Annotated in this window: 15 protein-coding genes; 8 read left to right on the top strand and 7 right to left on the bottom strand. The window is 71.8% G+C overall.

The features are described 5' to 3' along the window. Nucleotides 1-78: 78 nt before the first annotated feature. The gene (locus ACWGJB_RS11310) at nt 79-3,030 is read left to right on the top strand and encodes a hypothetical protein (RefSeq protein WP_453379950.1); all 2,952 of its coding nucleotides are present in this window, start codon (nt 79-81) and stop codon (nt 3,028-3,030) included. Between the two features lie 116 nt (nt 3,031-3,146). After that, nucleotides 3,147-3,647, top strand: a complete 501-nt coding sequence (locus ACWGJB_RS11305; RefSeq protein WP_453379949.1) for a hypothetical protein — start codon at nt 3,147-3,149, stop codon at nt 3,645-3,647. Nucleotides 3,648-4,045: 398 nt separating this feature from the next. Here ACWGJB_RS11305 and ACWGJB_RS11300 read toward each other — a convergent pair whose 3' ends face one another. Beyond that, nucleotides 4,046-5,155, bottom strand: a complete 1,110-nt coding sequence (locus tag ACWGJB_RS11300) for a pyridoxal-phosphate-dependent aminotransferase family protein (RefSeq protein ID WP_453380272.1) — start codon at nt 5,153-5,155, stop codon at nt 4,046-4,048. A 228-nt stretch (nt 5,156-5,383) separates the two neighbouring features. On the opposite strand from ACWGJB_RS11300, the gene ACWGJB_RS11295 reads away from it, so the two are divergent. The 5 genes from ACWGJB_RS11295 (at nt 5,384) to ACWGJB_RS11275 (ending at nt 10,113) form a co-directional block, all read left to right on the top strand. After that, nucleotides 5,384-6,238, top strand: a complete 855-nt coding sequence (locus tag ACWGJB_RS11295) for an ABC transporter substrate-binding protein (protein ID WP_453379948.1) — start codon at nt 5,384-5,386, stop codon at nt 6,236-6,238. Next, nucleotides 6,235-7,071, top strand: coding sequence for an amino acid ABC transporter permease (locus ACWGJB_RS11290; protein ID WP_453379947.1), 837 nt, complete (start codon nt 6,235-6,237; stop codon nt 7,069-7,071). Before ACWGJB_RS11295 ends, ACWGJB_RS11290 begins: the two co-directional genes overlap by 4 nt. After that, a complete protein-coding gene (locus tag ACWGJB_RS11285; RefSeq protein WP_453379946.1) occupies nt 7,068-7,841 on the top strand; it encodes an amino acid ABC transporter ATP-binding protein in 774 nt (257 codons plus the stop codon). The genes ACWGJB_RS11290 and ACWGJB_RS11285 overlap by 4 nt, the downstream gene beginning before the upstream one ends. Nucleotides 7,842-7,973: 132 nt before the next feature. Further along, nucleotides 7,974-9,065 carry an amidohydrolase family protein gene (locus ACWGJB_RS11280; protein ID WP_453379945.1) on the top strand — a complete coding sequence of 364 codons (1,092 nt, stop codon included), beginning with the start codon at nt 7,974-7,976 and terminating at the stop codon, nt 9,063-9,065. Between the two features lie 142 nt (nt 9,066-9,207). Continuing rightward, entirely contained in the window at nt 9,208-10,113 is a 906-nt protein-coding gene (locus ACWGJB_RS11275; protein WP_453379944.1) for an SCO1860 family LAETG-anchored protein, read from the top strand. A 108-nt stretch (nt 10,114-10,221) separates the two neighbouring features. On the opposite strand, the gene cobC is transcribed toward ACWGJB_RS11275, so the two are convergent. The 6 genes from cobC to cobM are packed head-to-tail and all read right to left on the bottom strand — an operon-like array spanning nt 10,222 to nt 16,569. Next, complete coding sequence (cobC, locus tag ACWGJB_RS11270; RefSeq protein WP_453379943.1) at nt 10,222-11,316, bottom strand: Rv2231c family pyridoxal phosphate-dependent protein CobC; 1,095 nt, start codon at nt 11,314-11,316, stop codon at nt 10,222-10,224. After that, nucleotides 11,306-12,232, bottom strand: a complete 927-nt coding sequence (locus ACWGJB_RS11265) for a sirohydrochlorin chelatase (protein ID WP_453379942.1) — start codon at nt 12,230-12,232, stop codon at nt 11,306-11,308. The genes cobC and ACWGJB_RS11265 overlap by 11 nt, the downstream gene beginning before the upstream one ends. Next, nucleotides 12,229-12,813: a precorrin-8X methylmutase gene (locus ACWGJB_RS11260; RefSeq protein ID WP_453379941.1), complete on the bottom strand. Its 585-nt coding sequence runs from the start codon at nt 12,811-12,813 to the stop codon at nt 12,229-12,231. Before ACWGJB_RS11260 ends, ACWGJB_RS11265 begins: the two co-directional genes overlap by 4 nt. After that, complete coding sequence (gene cobJ / locus ACWGJB_RS11255; protein WP_453379940.1) at nt 12,810-14,513, bottom strand: precorrin-3B C(17)-methyltransferase; 1,704 nt, start codon at nt 14,511-14,513, stop codon at nt 12,810-12,812. The genes ACWGJB_RS11260 and cobJ overlap by 4 nt, the downstream gene beginning before the upstream one ends. Beyond that, entirely contained in the window at nt 14,510-15,742 is a 1,233-nt protein-coding gene (cbiE, locus tag ACWGJB_RS11250) for a precorrin-6y C5,15-methyltransferase (decarboxylating) subunit CbiE (protein ID WP_453379939.1), read from the bottom strand. The genes cobJ and cbiE overlap by 4 nt, the downstream gene beginning before the upstream one ends. Beyond that, nucleotides 15,739-16,569: a precorrin-4 C(11)-methyltransferase gene (cobM, locus tag ACWGJB_RS11245; protein WP_453379938.1), complete on the bottom strand. Its 831-nt coding sequence runs from the start codon at nt 16,567-16,569 to the stop codon at nt 15,739-15,741. The genes cbiE and cobM overlap by 4 nt, the downstream gene beginning before the upstream one ends. An 84-nt stretch (nt 16,570-16,653) precedes the next feature. Between cobM and ACWGJB_RS11240 the strand changes: the two genes are divergently transcribed. Continuing rightward, entirely contained in the window at nt 16,654-17,382 is a 729-nt protein-coding gene (locus tag ACWGJB_RS11240) for a ZIP family metal transporter (protein WP_453379937.1), read from the top strand. Nucleotides 17,383-17,386: the final 4 nt, after the last annotated feature.

Genomic DNA, 17,386 nt, shown 5'->3' with positions numbered 1-17,386 from the left:
CACGGGGCGGCCGTCGGACGAGGCCTCGGGGCCTTCTCCAGGACCGGGCCCGCCGCAGAGGTGAGCGTGCCAGGAGACATGTACGCCCCCGCGATGCCCCGGATCGTCACCGAGCAGAGCCAACTGCTCAACGTCACCGGCGGCGTTGCGGCGAGCTACGTCGTCGGTGACATCAACTACCACGTGGCCGACTCGGCGGAGACGGCCACGTGGAACTGGCAGCCTGTGGCCGGCACCGACCTGCTCGGCCTCGGTGTGCACCGTGCCCGCGCCGGAGGCAGCGATGGATCCGCGCTGCCGCCCTACGTCCTGCGCGACGTGGACGTCCAGATGCGGGACGAGCTGAGGATCGCGGCCGAGTCGGGCGGATTCGTACTGCTCACCGGCGACTCGACCGCGGGCAAGAGCCGCACAGCTCTCGAGGCCGTGCGGGCCGTGCTCCCCGGACATCTGCTTGTCGCCCCGCCCCAGGACGCCGATCTGCGGCCGTTGCGACGGGGACCCGACGAGCCCGGGTACGACCGGCATGTCCTGTGGCTCGACGATCTGGAGCGCTACTTCGGGCCGGGCGGCCTCGAACCGTCCCTGCTGACATCGCTGATCAGGTCCCGCTTGGTGGTGTTGGCGACTCTGCGGGACGAGCGCTACGACACCCTGAGGGAGGTCGCCGACAAGGTATCCGGTGAAAGCGGCTCGAGCCGCATGCCGCCGGATACCGTACTGCGCGTACTGAACATGGTGGAGCCCATTGTCGTCAGGCGGTTGTGGAGCGACGCCGAACTCGCCCGGGTGGCGCAGGCCGACGACAGCCGCCTGAACGAGGCCCATGCCCGCCATGGCCTCCACGGCATCGCCGAGTACCTGGCAGCTGGGCCGGAACTCCTCGCTGAGTGGCGCAGGGCGGAGCGAGCCACCGCCAAGGGCGGCCATCCACGAGGCGCGGCACTCGTCGCGGCCGCCGTGGACCTGGCCCGCGTCGGTCTGATCGGCGACCTGCCAGCAGCCCTGCTGCAGGAGGTCCACCACGGCTACCTCAAGGCCCTGGGCGGCGCCGCGCTGCGCCCGGAGCCGTACGCCGAGGCCTTTGCCTGGGCTTCCCAGGTCCGCTACGGCGTCGCCAGTCTGCTGATGGAAGGCGAGGAGGACGGCAGCAAGAGACCTTTCGACTACCTCGTCGACTCGGTGGCCCGAGACTCCGAGGTGTCGGACGTACCGGATTCGGTGTGGCTCGCCGCCCTGGAGCACGCCGACGACGGGATGCGTCCGGACATCGCTCAGATCGCTTCGTTCAGCGGGCGGTGGGCGATCGCCGCGCAGGCATGGCGACCGCTTGCCGAGGTCGGCGATGAGGCGGCGGTCATCAACTACACCTCCGCCCAGCTGTTCCATCGTGTGGATCCGGACGAAATCGAACCGCTGCTGCGTCCGATGGCCGAGGCGGGGAGTGCGCTCGCCCAGCTGAACCTCGCCGCCGTACTGATGATGCGGGGAGCTGGAGAGGAAGCTGAGCGATGGTGGTTGGAGGCTGCGGAGCGAGGCCTGGTCCTCGCGGCTTTCAACCTCTTCAGGCACTACCGAAACAAAGGTGATGAAGAGAAGGCCGAGACCTGGTTGCGGAGTGCCGCGGACGGTGGCTACGCCACGGCCATCACCACACTGGCGACGCTCCTGCACATGCGTGGTGACGAGGCCGAGGCGGAGCCGTGGTGGCAGGCGGGAGCCATGGCCGGAGACACCGAGGCGATGTATGTGTACGGGCACTTGCTCCGGCTGCGCGGCGATGACCAGGCCGAGCGGTGGTTGCGCCGTTCCGCCGAACGAGGCCACGACCGGGCCGCGGAGATTCTGGGCCTAGCCGCCGACGAGCGTGGCGATCTCATCGGGGCTGAGAAATGGTGGCGTGCCGCCGCCGAGGCGGGAAACGCGGAGGCCGCCAACCAACTCGGGGTGCTCCTCAGCAGACAGGGCAAGCGGGCCGAGGGAAGAACGTGGTACGCCAAGGGAGCCGAGGGCGGCCACGAAGTGGCCATGTTCAACCTCGCCGTACGGCTGTCCGACGAGGGCGACGTAGAAGCGGCCAAGGAGTGGTATCGGCGGTCGGGTGAAGCCGGGCATGCCGAGTCCTTCACCAACCTCGGAGCCCTTCTCCTGGCGGACGATGCTGTCGGAGCCGAGGCCGAGTTTCGCCGGGCCGCGGACGCCGGTGACGCGATGGGATGCCTCAATCTGATCGACCTGCTGATCGTCGAAGGACGTTCCTCGGAAGCCCGGCCGCTGCTCCTCGAACTGCTCCGCGATCCCGATGGCGCAGAGGAGATCATCACGTTCGCCGAAATGGTCCGGCGGCGGGGGAGGTCGCACGTGGCACGGACCATCATGCAGTGGGCAGCCGAGACGGGTCGCATCGACGCGGCCCACAACCTTGGGATCTATTACTCCCTGCAAGGGATGGTCGAGGAAGCGGAACACTGGTGGCGCGTCTCCGCCCCCGGGTTCTCGGTCTCCGCTTACAACCTCGGCATCCTGCTTTCCCAACGTGGTGAGACAGAGGAGGCGGCCTCTTGGTGGCGCAAGGCTGCCGATGAAGGACACCAGCAGGCGAGCCTCCGTCTCGCCGACTGGCTCGTCGAGTCCGGGGCGACGGAGGAAGCCGAGGAAAGGCTCCGTCACCTGGCCGGTGAGTTCGCCGAAGCCGCCTTTGCGCTGGGCCTGCTGCTCTTCGACAAGCCCGGCGGTCGTACAGAGGCCGGGTACTGGTGGCAGCAGGTCGAGGAGCATGGGGACGCGGACACCATCTTCGACTGCGCGTGCTACTTCGCCGAGCGTGGCGACCAGGAAAGGACAGAGTTCTGGTGCCGTAAGGCGGCCGAGGCCGGGCATCCGCGGGCAGCGCTGAACCTCGGCATCCTGCTGGCCGGGCGCGGATTGTGGGCAGAGGCCGAGTCGTGGGTGGCCGAAGCTGTGCGCAGTGGCCTTGAGGACGCGGCTCAACCCCTGGCGCAGATAAGGGAGATCCTGGCCTCCCTGTGAAACTCCGGAGCCTGTCCTTTGACCTTCGTTCGCCCCTGGCGGGGCGGCCGGCAAGCCCGAGAGTGAGCGGTCGAACCTGGATGCTTTGCTCTGCGGGGTAGTTGCATACTCACCGTATGGCCTTGTTATCTGCTCGGTTTCGGGATCCGCGCAGCACCGAGTACGACTTCATCAACTTGATCATCGTGCGGTGCCCCGGTTGCGAGAAGCCCGCCCGTGTCGTTCCAGCGCCCGAAGACTCCGCTCCCGGGGGCTGGATTCTGTTTCGGCCGCGGCGTCTTGTCTGTCGTGGCTGCGGACTGTCACGGGTGTGGAGCGGCCGTCAGGTCACGCTCTCTCCCGGCACAGTTCGATCAGCGACGGATCCGTACTTCGGATTGCCGCTGTGGCTTCAGGCCGAGACTCGGAACGGGTGGTTGTGGGCGTACAACCTCGAACACCTCGACTTGATCCGTCGCTTCGTCCAAGCACCGCTGCGTGAAAGGGCTCCCTGGTATGACATCGGACAGAAGATGACGTTGGTGGCCTGCCTTCCGGCCTGGATCAAGCGAGCGAAGAACCGAGACGAGATCCTGCGTGCCGTCAGTCTGATCCACGCCTCACTGGTTGCCGCCTGACCTCCTTGCCAGCGTCCGAACGTCCCGACACCTGGGGCGGCCCGATGCCGTGACCACGGCTGTCAGCGACCGCTACGGCATCGCTCGCGCCATGGCCTGGGACCGCGTCCACCCGTGTCTGGCCACCCGCTCAGTATGGATCGACCGCATCGGCGGACTTCCTGCCATCGAGGGCGCGTTGATTCGACTGGAAGTCGACCGCCTGCCCGGCGGCCACGATCCACCTCCGTGCGGCTGTGGACGCCGACCACCTGTCTACCGGCTGAGGTGTCGTCCTGCGTCGACAGGCGTTTCTGCGCCGATTCGACCCGGATTATGGCAACGACCCTACTCAGCGTCTGATCGGGTCTCGTCACTCACGGTCAGGGCGGGTCGCACCATAAGTTACAACCTTAGCGCTACCGCCCCTGTGCCCAGGCCGCGGAGACGGCCCGCCGGGCCCCTTCCAGGTCCACCGTCCGGCCCTGCTTGGCCAGCCCCGCGCCGAGTGCCGCCAGGCTCGAGTGGACCGCGCCCACGGTCGCGTCCATCCCGTAGTGGTTCACCCGGATCATCTCGGTGGCCAGCGCGCCCCCGCCCGCGGCCAGCGGCAGTGTGCCGTCACCCGCCAGCGCCTCGGCGACCAGCTCCGAGGCCACCACCCCCGACGGCACCCGCAGAGTCGTGGCGACCGGCGCCGCGTCCGACTCCTCGTACACATACGGCTCCAGGCCGCCGCCCAGGGCCACCGCCCCGGCCCGGGTGGCCAGTGCCGCCGTACGGTGACGGCGCATCACCGCCTCCAGCCCGTCCGCCTCGATCCGCTCCAGGCATGCCTCCAGGGCGAGCATCTCCAGCTGCGCCGGCGCGTGCAGCAGCACCTTGCGGCCGCCGTCGACCCAGCGCTCCTTCCAGTCCAGCAGCGACAGGTACGACCGGCGCGGGGCCTGCGGGTTCGCCGCCATCCGGGCCCACGCCCGCTCGCTCACCGACACCGCCGAGACACCGGCCGGACCGCCCATCGCCTTCTGTGCCCCGATCACGCACAGGTCCACGCCCCAGGCGTCCGGCAGTACCGGCTCGGCCCCGACCGAGGCGACCGCGTCCAGATAGAAGAGGGCACCCTGCTCCCGTACCACCGCGCCGATCTCCGCGACCGGGTTGGTGTTGCCGGTCGCCGCCTCCGCGTGCACCAGGGAGACGAAGTCGATCTCCGGGTGCTCGGCGAACGCCTCCCGGATCTGCGCGGCCGTCACCGCCGAATGGAACGGCACCGTGAGGTCGATCACCGTCGCACCGCAGTCCCGCAGCCAGTTGCCGAAGGTCTGCCCGTAGGGGCCGGTGATCACGTTCAGTGCGGTCGTCCCCGGCCCGGCGGTCGCCCTGATCGCGCCCTCCAGCGGCAGCAGCGCCTCGCCCTGTGTGATCAGGACGTCCTGCCGGGTGTCCAGGAGCCGGGCCACGCGGTCCTCGATGGCGGCGAAGTGCGCGGCGCTCAGCGGGGGCAGGTCGAGGAAGGGGTGGGTCACGGCGGTGCTCTCTTCGCTCACGGAGGGGTGGATCAGCATGAGCGTAACCGGCACCCGCCTCCCCCTTTGCGCCGGTGCTGACCGGCGACTTCTTAGGCCGGACGGCCTCACGGCCATCGGTTTGGTTTGAGATACCCAAACATCTCCTTATAATCGGAACCCGCAGAACCGGAATCCAAAGCTCCCTCACAGCCTCGCGGGGAGCCCCACAGACCTACGGGAGGTCTCGTGACCACGCTCCTCGGGCACCGCCGGGCTCGCGCCCTGGCCGCCGTCACCGCCGCGGCCGGGCTCGCCCTCGTGGCCGGCTGCACGTCGAGCGGCAACGGCTCCAGCGCCTCCAGAACGGCCGCGGGCGGGGTCGAACTCGTCAAGGCCGGCCAGCTCACCACCTGCACCCACCTGCCGTACCCGCCGTTCCAGTCGGAGATCGACGGCAAGGTGCAGGGCTTCGACGTGTCGATGATCGACCTGGTCGCCAAGGACCTCGGCGTGAAGCAGCAGATCCTCGACACGCCGTTCGAGAACTTCAAGACCGGCGCCTTCCTCAACTCCGGCGAGTGTGACCTGGCCGCGGCAGGCATGACCATCACCGCCGAGCGCAAGAAGAACGTCGACTTCTCCGACCCGTACTTCGACGCCACCCAGGCCCTCCTGGTCGCCAAGGACAGCGGTATCACCTCGCTCGCCGACGCCAAGGCGAAGAAGGTCCAGCTGGGCACCCAGGCGCAGACCACCGGCGAGGACTACGCGAAGGCACAGGGCTTCGACCCGGTCTCCTTCGAGTCCTCCGACGCCGTCCTCAACGGCCTGCGCACCGGCCAGGTCAAGGCCGTCGTCATCGACTACCCGGTGGTCCAGGGCTGGCTCAAGGACAAGGCCAACGCCGCCGCCTTCCAGGTCGCCGGGCAGATCAACACCGGTGAGCAGTACGGCTTCACGGTCAAGAAGGGCAACACCAAGCTCCTCGCCGCCGTCGACAAGGCGATCGCGGACGCCAAGGCCGACGGCACGTACAAGAAGCTGTACGAGAAGTGGATCGGTCCCTACGACGCCTCGGCCGCGTCCCCCGCCGCCTCATGACCGTCGGCACGGACACGGAACTCCAGCCTCGCAGGAAGGGCCTGTCCCGGCGGCAGAAGCGCCGGCTCTCGCGCGGTGTGCAGTACGTCGTCTTCGCCGCCGCCGTGGTCGCCTTCGCGGTCGGCGCCGACTGGGGACGGCTGCAGAACCAGTTCGCCCAGTGGGACATCGCCCGGCAGATGTTCCCGGACGTCATCACGCTGGCGCTGAAGAACACCGTGCTCTACACGGTGTCCGGCTTCGTCGTCGGCCTGGCGCTCGGCATGCTGATCGCGCTGATGCGGCTCTCCTCCGTCGGCCCCTACCGCTGGCTGGCCGGCATCTACATCGAGATCTTCCGCGGCCTGCCCGCTCTGCTGATCTTCATCTTCATCGGGGTCGCGGTCCCGCTCGCCTTCCCCGGCACGGAGATCATCGGCGGCACCTACGGCAAGGTGGCCCTGGCCCTCGGCCTGGTCGCCGCCGCCTACATGGCCGAGACGATCCGCGCGGGCATCCAGGCAGTCCCCAAGGGACAGCTGGAGGCGGCCCGTTCGCTGGGCTTCTCGCCGGCCCGCGCGATGATCTCGATCGTCATCCCGCAGGCGTTCCGCATCATCCTCCCGCCCCTGACCAACGAGTTGGTGCTCCTCTTCAAGGACTCCTCCCTGGTCCTGTTCCTCGGCGTCACCCTGGAGGAGCGCGAACTGTCCAAGTACGGCCGCGACCTGGCCAGTACGACCGCCAACTCCACGCCGATCCTCGTCGCCGGCCTGTGCTACCTGCTGGTCACGATCCCGCTCGGCTTCGTGGTGCGCCGCATGGAGGCGAAGGCCCAGGAGGCCGTCAAATGAGCCGACCCGAGATCGAGGTCAAGGACCTGCACAAGTCCTTCGGCGACAACGAGGTGCTGCGCGGCATCGACCTGGAGATCGGCCAGGGCGAGGTCGTGTGCGTCATCGGCCCGTCGGGCTCCGGCAAGTCCACGTTGCTCCGATGCGTCAACCTCCTTGAAGAGCCCACCAAGGGCCAGGTGTTCGTCGGCGGCACGGAGTTGACGGACCCGGACGTCGACATCGACGCCGTGCGCCGCCGTATCGGCATGGTCTTCCAGCAGTTCAACCTCTTCCCGCACCTCACGGTGACCGAGAACCTCACGCTGCCGCAGCGGCGGGTGCTCCGGCGGGACAAGGCGCGGGCCGCGCGCGTGGCCGCCGAGAACCTGGCCCGCGTCGGCCTCTCGGAGAAGGCGAACGCCTACCCCGCCTCCCTCTCCGGCGGCCAGCAGCAGCGCGTGGCGATCGCCCGCTCGCTGTCGATGGGCCCCGAGGTGATGCTCTTCGACGAGCCGACCTCGGCCCTCGACCCGGAGCTGGTCGGGGACGTCCTGGCGGTGATGCGGATGCTGGCCCGGGAGGGCATGACCATGATGGTGGTCACCCACGAGATGACCTTCGCGCGGGAGGTCGCCGACCGGGTCGTCTTCATGGACGGAGGGGTGATCGTGGAGGACGGCGCCCCCGACCGGGTCATCGGCAACCCGCGGCACGAGCGCACTCGCCATTTCCTGTCGCGCCTGCTGGATCCGGCGATGGCGGACGTGGAAGAGGACGGTACGCCGTAGGACGCGCCCGCTAGGACGCGCCCGCTAGGACGCGCCCCAAGGGGGCGCGGGGCTGTATTCGATATGCGGCTACCGCCGCGCGGGCGCGACCAGCCACGACGCACCCGCACCCGACGAACTATCGTGCGTCCCATGAGCGATCAAGCGGTGCTGCACGTAAAGGGACGGATCCTTGTCGGCCCCGACGATGTCCGCGACGAACTTTGGGTCCTCGGCGGACGCATCTCCTACGACCGCCCCTTCGGCACCCAAGACATCCGGACCGTCGAAGGCTGGGCCCTCCCCGGCTTGGTGGACGCTCACTGTCATGTCGGCCTTGGCCCACAGGGGCCGGTCGACCCGGCGACAGCCGAGTCGCAGGCCCTCACCGACCGCGAGGCCGGCACCCTCCTCATCCGGGACGCCGGGTCGCCCTCCGACACCCGCTGGGTCGACGACCGCGAGGACCTCCCGAAGATCATCCGGGCCGGCCGGCACATCGCCCGCACCCGCCGCTACATAAGGAACTTCGCCCACGAGATCGAGCCGGACGACCTGGTCGCGTACGTAGCCCAGGAGGCCCGGCGCGGTGACGGCTGGGTCAAGCTGGTCGGCGACTGGATCGACCGCGACCTCGGCGACCTGGCCCCCAGCTGGCCGCGGGACGCGGTGGAGGCGGCGATCACGGAGGCGCACCGGCTCGGCGCCCGGGTCACCGCCCACTGCTTCGCCGAGAACTCGCTCCAGGACCTGGTCGAGGCCGGCATCGACTGCATCGAGCACGCGACCGGCCTGACGGAGCAGCTGATCCCCCTCTTCGCCGCGCGCGGTGTCGCCATCGTCCCGACCCTCGTCAACATCGCCACCTTCCCGCGGCTCGCGGCCGGCGGCGACGCCAGGTTCCCGCGCTGGTCGGCCCATATGCGCCGGCTCCACGAGCGCCGCTACGACACCGTCCGGGCCGCCTACGACGCCGGCATCCCGGTCTACGTCGGCACCGACGCCGGCGGCTCCCTCGCCCACGGCCTGGTCGCGGGCGAGGTCGCCGAGCTGGTCACCGCGGGGATCCCGCCCGTCGACGCGCTCGCGGCGACCAGCTGGGCGGCCCGCGCCTGGCTCGGCAGGCCCGGCCTGGAGGAGGGCGCGCCGGCGGACCTGGTGGTGTACGAGAGCGACCCGCGCGCGGACGTACGCGTCCTCGCGTCCCCCCGACGGGTGGTGCTGAACGGGCAGGTCGTCGAGTAAAGGAACGCCTGTGCCTGGCGACTCGAACGCGCGCGCGGAAAGTCCACTGATGAGTGAAGTCACGCAGGATTGCCGCCCGTTCACCCCTGGTGCGTAATTCTTGGCGGGTCCCGAGCAAGTTTCCTCTGGGGGTCCCACCACCTTGAACAGCGACACATTCCGTATGCCCGCACGCCGTCTCGCGACCGTCGCGACGGCCACCGCCCTGGTCGCCGGTCCCGCGGTCCTGGCGGGCGCGGGCGCCGCACACGCGACCACCGACCAGGGTCGCGCCGGCGCGGTCGTCCTCCGCACCGGCCTGGACGTCTCCCTCCTCAACAAGACCGTGAACGTCCCGCTCGCGGTCTCCCTGAACGAGGTCCGGGCACCGCGCAGCGCCGACCGCACCGCGCTGACCGCCACGCTCGACGGAGTGGACGGCGGCAAGCCGTTCAACGTCCTGGGCGCCGATGTCGCCTCGGCGAAGGCGACGGTCTCCGACAGCCTGGCCGAGGGCTCGGTCCACCTCGCCCACGCCCGGCTGCACCTGCCCGGCCTGCCCCTGCTGTCCCTCGTCGAACTCGACACGGTCACCTCCAAGGCCACCTGCGAGACCGGCAAGCAGCCGGTGGCCTCCGCGAACGTGCTCGGCGCCGTCACGGTCCTCGGCAAGCGCGTGACGCTGAGCGCGGGCGGCCCCACCGACGTCAAGGTCCCCGGCGTCGGCGAGGTCCGCCTCGACCTCTCCAAGCGCGAGACGACTTCGACGACGGCGGCGGCCAGCGCCCTGGAACTCAAGGTCTCCGTGAACCCGCTGAAGCTGAACGTGGCCGACGTGGAAGGAACGGTGACCCTCGCGAAGGCGACCTGCGAGACACCGCCGGACCCGGCCGCCCCGTCGGACCCGGCCGACCCGGTGACCGACGTCAAGCCCCAGGGTGCCCCGGTGAAGGAGACCAGGCTGGCGGAGACGGGCGGGAGTTCGGTGACGCCGTATGTCGTGGCGGGAGCGCTGGCGTTGCTTCTGGCGGGTGGAGGAGCGGTGACCGTCGCCCGACGCAAGCGGTAGAGCCCCGTAAGGGGCGCGGGGCGGTAGTCGATCTGTGGCTACCGCCTCGCGGGCGCGACCGGCCACAGACAACCGGCACTCGGCAACGGCGCGCAGTCCCCGCTCTCCTCACCCCCGAACCAGACTCAGCGCCCGATCCAGCGCCTGCAAGAACCCGTTCACCGTCCCCCGGTCCCGCACGGCGACCCGCACCCACTCCTCGTCCAGCCCCGGAAACGTGTCCCCCCGCCGCACCGCATACCCCAACACCCGCAACTGCCGCCGCACCGCGGCGGCCCCGGCCATCCGGACGAGCACGAACGGCCCCTCCGCAGGCCCCGCCACCCGCACCCCCTCCGGCGCGAACTCCTCGAGCCCCGCCACCAGATGGGCCCGGTCGGCCGCCCCCCGGTGCGCCGCATGCGCCGCCTCCGCCAGCGCCCGCGGCGCCACACACGCCTCGGCCGCCACCAACGCCGGCGCCGACACCGGCCACAACGGCTGCGCCCGCGCCAGCTCCGCGATCATCTCCGGCGCGGCCAGCACATAGCCGACCCGCAGCCCGGCCAGCCCCCACGTCTTCGTCAGGCTCCGCAGCACCACCAGCCCCGGCACGTCGGTCCGCCCGGCCAGCGCCTCCCGTTCACCCGGCACCGCGTCCATGAACGCCTCGTCGACCACCAGCGTCCGCCCGGGCCGGGCGAGCCGGGCGATCGTCTCGGCGGGATGCAGCACCGACGTGGGGTTGGTCGGATTGCCGATCAGCACCAGATCCGCGTCCTCCGGCACGGCCGCGGGATCGAGCCGGAACCCGTCCCCCCCCCGCAGCAGCACCCGGTCCACGGTGTGCCCCGCGTCCCGCAGCGCCGCCTCCGGCTCGGTGAACTGCGGATGCACCACCACCGGCCGGCGCACCTTCAGCGCACGCGCCAGCAGCACGAACGCCTCCGCCGCGCCCGCCGTCAGCAGCACCCGCTCCACCGGCAGCACGTGCCGCGCCGCGACCGCCGCCCGCGCCGCCCGCCCGTCGGGATAGGCCGCGAGACCGGCCAGCGACCCGGCGATCCGCTCCCGCAGCCAGGCCGGGGGAGTGTCGGCCCGTACATTGACCGCGAGGTCGATCAGCGCGGAACCGTCGTCACGGACCTCGGCGTCACCGTGGTGCCGCAGATCGTGCGGGCCTCCCGAACCGCCGGAACCACCGGAACCGTCGTCAGTGCGCATGCGCGTGCCCGCCGTGGTGATGGTGGTGCCCGTGGTCGTGGCCGTCGTCGTCGGGATGGAAGTGCGGTTGCTGCGGCAGCCCCACCTTGTCCTCGAAACCGGGCATCGCGATCCGGTACACACACGAGTCGCAGTTCATCCGCACCTCGCCGGCGGCCGCCTCCCGGTACCGCTCCATCACCAGGTCGAGCAGCTCCGGCTCGGGCCCGATGACGTCCGCCGAGCGCACCTCGGCCCCGGGGTGCGCGGCCGCCCAGCCCTCGGTCTGCTGCCGCACCCGCTCCGGCAGGATCCCGGTGAACAGGAAGTACGGGAGTACGACGATCCGGCGCGCCCCCAGTTTCAGACACCGGTCGAGTCCGCTCGGCACGTCCGGCGCGGCCAGCGACACGAACGCCGTCTCCACACCGGCGTAGCCGCGCCCCTCCCACAGCAGCCGCGCCGCCCTGTGCACCTCGGCGTTGGCGTCCGGGTCCGTGGAACCCCGGCCCACCAGCAGCACGGTGACGTCCGCCCGGTCCATCGGCGCGCGCCCCCCGTCGGCGCCCAGTGCCTGGTCCAGGCGCCGCTCGAGCACGGTCAGCAGCGAGGGGTGCGGGCCCAGCGGACGCCCGTACGTGTAGGAGATCCCCGGGTGCCGTTCCTTCTCCCGGGCCAGCGCGGCCGGGATGTCGCCCTTGGCGTGCCCGGCGGAGACCAGCATCAGCGGTACGGCGGCGAACCGTCGTACCCCCCGCTCGACCAGCTCGGTCACCGCCTCGCCGAGCGGGGGCGGGGACAGCTCGATGAAGCCGCCGGCGACGGGCAGTTCGGGGTGGCGGTGCCCCAGCTCCCGTACGAAGTCACGGAACGCCTCGGCCCCGGCTTCGTCCCGGGTGCCATGGCCGGCGATGAGCAGGGCGGGCGGGGTGGTCACAGCGTCTCCTCGGAAGTGGGGTGGTACAGCAGGGCGTTGAGTGCGGCGGCGGCGACCGCCGAGCCGCCCTTCTCGGACACGTTGCTGACGGCGGGCAGCCCGCTCTCCCGCAACGCGGCCTTGGATTCGACGGCACCGACGAAGCCGACGGGCAGACCGATGACGAGAGCGGGGGAGGCGTCCAGCGTCAGCAGCTCCTCCAGGGCGGTCGGCGCGTTGCCGATCACCCACAGGGCACCGGGCCCGACCTGCTCGTAGGCGAGCCGGATCGCGTGTGCCGAACGGGTCAGGCCGGGACCGGAGCCGGCGTCGCGCAGCCGGCACACCGTCTCCCGGCGGGTGATCCCGGCGGCGACCATCTCCACGTCCACGACGACCGGCGCCCCGGCGTGCAGCGCGGCATGCGCCTTCACCAGGTCGTCCTCGTCGGTCACGAGGTCGGTCGCGTACTCCAGGTCGGCGGCCGAGTGGATGACCCGCTCCACCACGGCACGGGTCAGCGGCGGAAAGTGCGAGGTGTCCAGGCGGGCCCGCAGCCGCCGGAAGGACTCCTCCTCGATGGGGTGGACGACCCGGTTCATTCGGCCCCCTCCGGAGCGCTCTCCTGCCAGCGGTAACCACGCGGGGTGACCATGCGCCCGGCGATGTTCCTGGTCGCGGTGTTGCCCACGGTCACGACGGTCATCATGTCGACCCACGCCGGGTCCAGTGCGCCCAGGGTGGTCACCCGGCTCGACTCGTCGGGGCGCGAGGCGTTGCGTACGACACCGACCGGCGTCGTCGGCTCGCGGTGCTCGGCGAGGATCGCGAGCGCCTTCGGCAGCTGCCAGTCGCGGCCCCGGGAGCGCGGGTTGTAGAAGGTCACCACGATGTCCGCCTCGGCGGCGGCCCGTACCCGGCGCTCGATGACCTCCCACGGCGTGTGCAGGTCGGACAGGCTGATGGAGACATGGTCGTGGCCCAGCGGCGCGCCCAGAATTGCCCCGGCGGCGAGCGCCGCGGTGACACCCGGGACACCGATCACGTCGATGTCGTCGGAGGCCTCGGCGAGCGCGGGGGAGGCCATCGCGTACACGCCGGCGTCGCCGCTGCCGATCAGCGCGACGGCATGCCCGGCGCGCGCTTCGCCGACCGCGGTCCGCGCCCGCTCCTCCTCGGCGCCGAGCCCCGACTCCAGGACGCGGGTACCGGGCCGCAGCAGGTCGCGGATCTGGTCCACGTACTGGTCGAGCCCGACGAGCACGGAGGCGCGCCGGAGTTCGGCCTTGGCGCGTGGGGTGAGCAGGTCGCGGGCGCCGGGTCCGAGCCCGACGACCGCGAGCCGGCCGCGCGCGAGTCGTCGTACGACGGCGCAGGTCGCCATGGCGGGCCCGGCGTCCTCGGGGGCCGACTTCCGCTTGGGGACGAGGAGTTCGCCGCCGCGCACCAGGGCCGCGGCCTCCGCGACGGACGGGGTGCCGACGGCGGCCAGCGGCGCGCCGGAGGGGTTGGGCACCGCTACCGCGGCCAACTCCTCGGCGGCGTACGTCACCAGGGGGACCCCGAGCCGTGCGGCCGCCTCGACGATGCCGGGCTCCTCGGCCTTGGCGTCGACGGTGGCGAGTTCGGCGACGCTACGAGGGGAGAGTCCCGCGTCCCGCAGGGCCCCCGCGATCAGGGTGAGCACCTCGTCGACCGGAGCGCCCTTGGAGGCGCCGACGCCCACCACGAGGGACGGCGGGCGCAACAGCACCTCGCGCTCGGCGGGTTCGACCGCGCGGTCGGTCAGCCGGACCGTGTGCGCGCCCTCCCCGGCCAGCGGCAGCGGCGGCAGCGGCCACGTCAACTCCGTTCGCAGGGCGACCGGTTCACCGTCCAGCAGGGCCCGTGACACGGTCGCCACCGAGCCCTCGACCGGGAAGCCCAGGGTGTCGAGGCCGGGCAGTCCGACGGAGTCCGTCGCGGTGGTCACCACCGGCTGCGCGGCCAGTACCTCGGCCACCTCCCGGGCGAGTTCGTTCGCGCCGCCCGCGTGCCCGCCGACCAGGGACACGGCGAACCGCCCGCCCTCGTCGACGCACACCACACCCGGGTCGGCCGTCTTCTCGCCCAGCAGCGGGGCGATCAGCCGGACCACCGCACCCGTGGCCAGGAAACACACCAGTTGCCCGCACTCCGCGAACGCGGACCGCACGGCGTCCCCGACCGGACCGTCGTAGACCCGCGTGCGGTCCGGCCACGCCGCGGCCAGCCGGTCGCGTGCCGCCGCCCCCGCCGCGGTGGCGGAAATGAGGCCGATCACTGAGCAACTCCTTCTTCGGAAAGGGGGATTCGATTCCCCCACAGCAGGAACACGGGATTGGCCGCCGCCAGCCGGGTCACGTCCCCCGGCAGCGGCGCGAGACGCGAGGACTGCAGCAGCACCCCGTCGCAGGAGAACCCGGCACCGGTCAGCGCCTCGCGCGCCGCCGGTACCCGGTCCAGGGCGGCCAGCGCGACCACCACCGACCGCCGGGCCCGCAGCGCGCAGGCGCCGACCACGGCGGGCAGCTCACGACCGCCGCCGCCGACGAACACGGCGTCGGGATCCGGGAGCCTGGGCAGGACCTCCGGCGCCGTACCGTGCACCACGTCCACGTACACGCCGTGCGCACGCGCGTTGGCGGCGATCCGCTCGACCCCGTCCGCGGCCTTCTCCACGGCGACGGCGGCGGCCCCGAGCCGCGCGCACTCCACCGCCACCGACCCGGAACCCGCGCCGACGTCCCAGACCAGGTCGCCGATCCGCGGCCCGAGCCGGGCCAGCGCCAGCGCCCGTACCTCGAACTTGGTGATCATCGAGTCCCGGTGCGCGAACTCCCGCTCGTCCAGGGCCCATCGGACAGGCCCGGCGGGCACCCCCGCGACGGTACGCACCGCCCCCAGCACCCGCGCCGGGTCCAGGCACAGCACCACACTGACGTCCGCTCCCCAGTCCCGGCCGGCGGCCTCGGCGGGCATGACCCGCTCCACCCGCTCCCGCTCGGGGTCACCGAGCGCGCTCGCCACGACCAGCAGCCGGTCCGCCGGCACCGCGGCCCCCAGCTCCGCCGGGCCGGCCCCCGGCCCGGTCAGCACCGCCACCTTCGGATGCGCCCGGCACACATGGACCGCCGTACGCGGCTCCCGCCCGTGCGCGCTCACCACCACCGCGTCGTCCCAGGGCAGCCCGACCCGTGCGAACGCGGCGGCGACGGACGACACCCCGGCCCGCACCTCCAGCCGCTCCGGCCCGAACCGCTCGGCCAGCGCCCGCACGATCCCGAAGAACCCGGGGTCGCCCGAGGCCAGCACGGCCACGGACCGGTCCTTGCCGGCGTACTCCTCGATGGCGTCGAGCGCGGGTGCCAGCGGCCCGAGGACGATCCGCTCGGCCCCCTCCGGCAGCCGGACCGCGTCCAGGTGCCGCCGCCCGCCGACCACCAGCTCGGCCCCGGCCAGCGCGTCCGGCGGGAGCGGCGCCCCCGTCCCGGTACCGAAGACCGTGATCACGTACTCGCCCCCCGCTCACGCAGGGCCCGCCGGGCCTGAGGGTCGGCCTTGCGGAAGCCGTGGAAGTGGCCGGGGTGGTAGAGGTGCGAGCGGGTGCCGTGGGCGTCCAGGGCGGGGCCGACCAGGAACAGGGTGTGCTTCCAGAGCTTGTGCTCCTTGACCGTCTCCTCCAGCGTCTCGATCGTGCACTTCACGACCAGCTCCTCCGGCCAGGTCGCCTGGTAGGCGACGACCACCGGCGTCGACGTCGGATAGCCGCCCTCCAGCAGCTCCCGCACCAGCTGCCCGCTGCGCGCGGCGGAGAGGAAGATCGCCATGGTGGTGCCGTGCCGGGCGAACTCCCGTACCTCCTCGCCCGGCGGCATCGGCGTCTTGCCGCCGCCGAGCCGGGTCAGGACGACGGACTGGGCGACCTCGGGAATGGTCAGCTCGCGCCGGGCGAGCGCGGCGACGGCCGAGAAGGAGGACACACCCGGCACGATCTCGACCTCGACGCCGATCCCGGCACACCGGTCGACCTGCTCCTGGGTACCGCCCCACAGGGCCGGATCGCCGGAGTGGATCCGGGCGACCCGCAGCCCCTCCGCCCGGGCCCGCTCGTAGACGGCGACGACGTCCTCCAACGACATCGTGGCCGAGTCGAGGATCTCGGCGTCCTCGCGCGCGTGCTGGAGGACCTCCGCCTGGACCAGGCTCGCGGCCCAGATCACCACGTCGGCCTCGGCGATCGCGCGCGCGGCCCGGAACGTCAGCAGATCGGCGGCGCCGGGGCCGGCACCGACGAAGGTCACCTTGCCGGTGGAAGCGGCGGCAGCGGCATCGGCCATGGAAAATCGGTCCTCTCTGGACAAACGGTGTTACGGGTGCTGCTGGATGTGCGCTGGGGCGGGTCGATCGGATAGCAAGGGCACATGGCGGTCTTCGTCGCGCTCGGCGCGTTCCTGATGACGCTGGCCGGCGGCTGGACGGCACAGCGCGTGACCGACCGTCGCCATCTGGTCCTGGGCCTGGCCGGCGGCCTGATGCTCGGGGTGGTCGGCCTCGACCTGCTGCCGGAGGCGCTGCACGCGGCCGGCCGGGAGATCTTCGGCGTACCGGCCGCCCTGCTGCTCTTCGTGGCCGGCTTCCTGCTGGCCCATCTGGTGGAACGCACGCTGGCCCTCCGCCAGGCCGCGCACGGCGGTGACGAACACGGTCACCGGGCGCCCGAGGTGGGCCTGACGGCGGCCGGCGCGATGGTCGGGCACAGCGCGATGGACGGCGTGGCGATCGGCGCGGCCTTCCAGGTGGGCGGCGGCATGGGCACGGCGGTCGCGCTGGCCGTGATCGCGCACGACTTCGCGGACGGCTTCAACACGTTCACCATCACGAGCCTCTACGGCAACGCGCGCCGCCGGGCGATAGGCATGCTGATCGCCGACGCCTGCGCACCCGTCCTGGGCGCCCTGTCCACCGTCTTCCTCACCATCCCGGAGACCGTGCTCGGCGGCTATCTCGGCCTCTTCGGCGGTGTCCTGCTGTATCTGGCCGCCGCCGAGATCCTCCCCGAGGCCCACCACGAACACCCCGCCCGCTCCACCCTGCTGTGCACGGTGGCCGGGGCCGCCTTCATCTGGCTGGTGGTGGGCATCTCGGGCTGAGGCG

It is taken from the genome of Streptomyces sp. NPDC054813 (genome assembly GCF_053611365.1).
The sequence above is the reverse complement of the archived record's forward strand: the minus strand, read 5'-3'. Positions and strand labels throughout refer to the sequence as shown.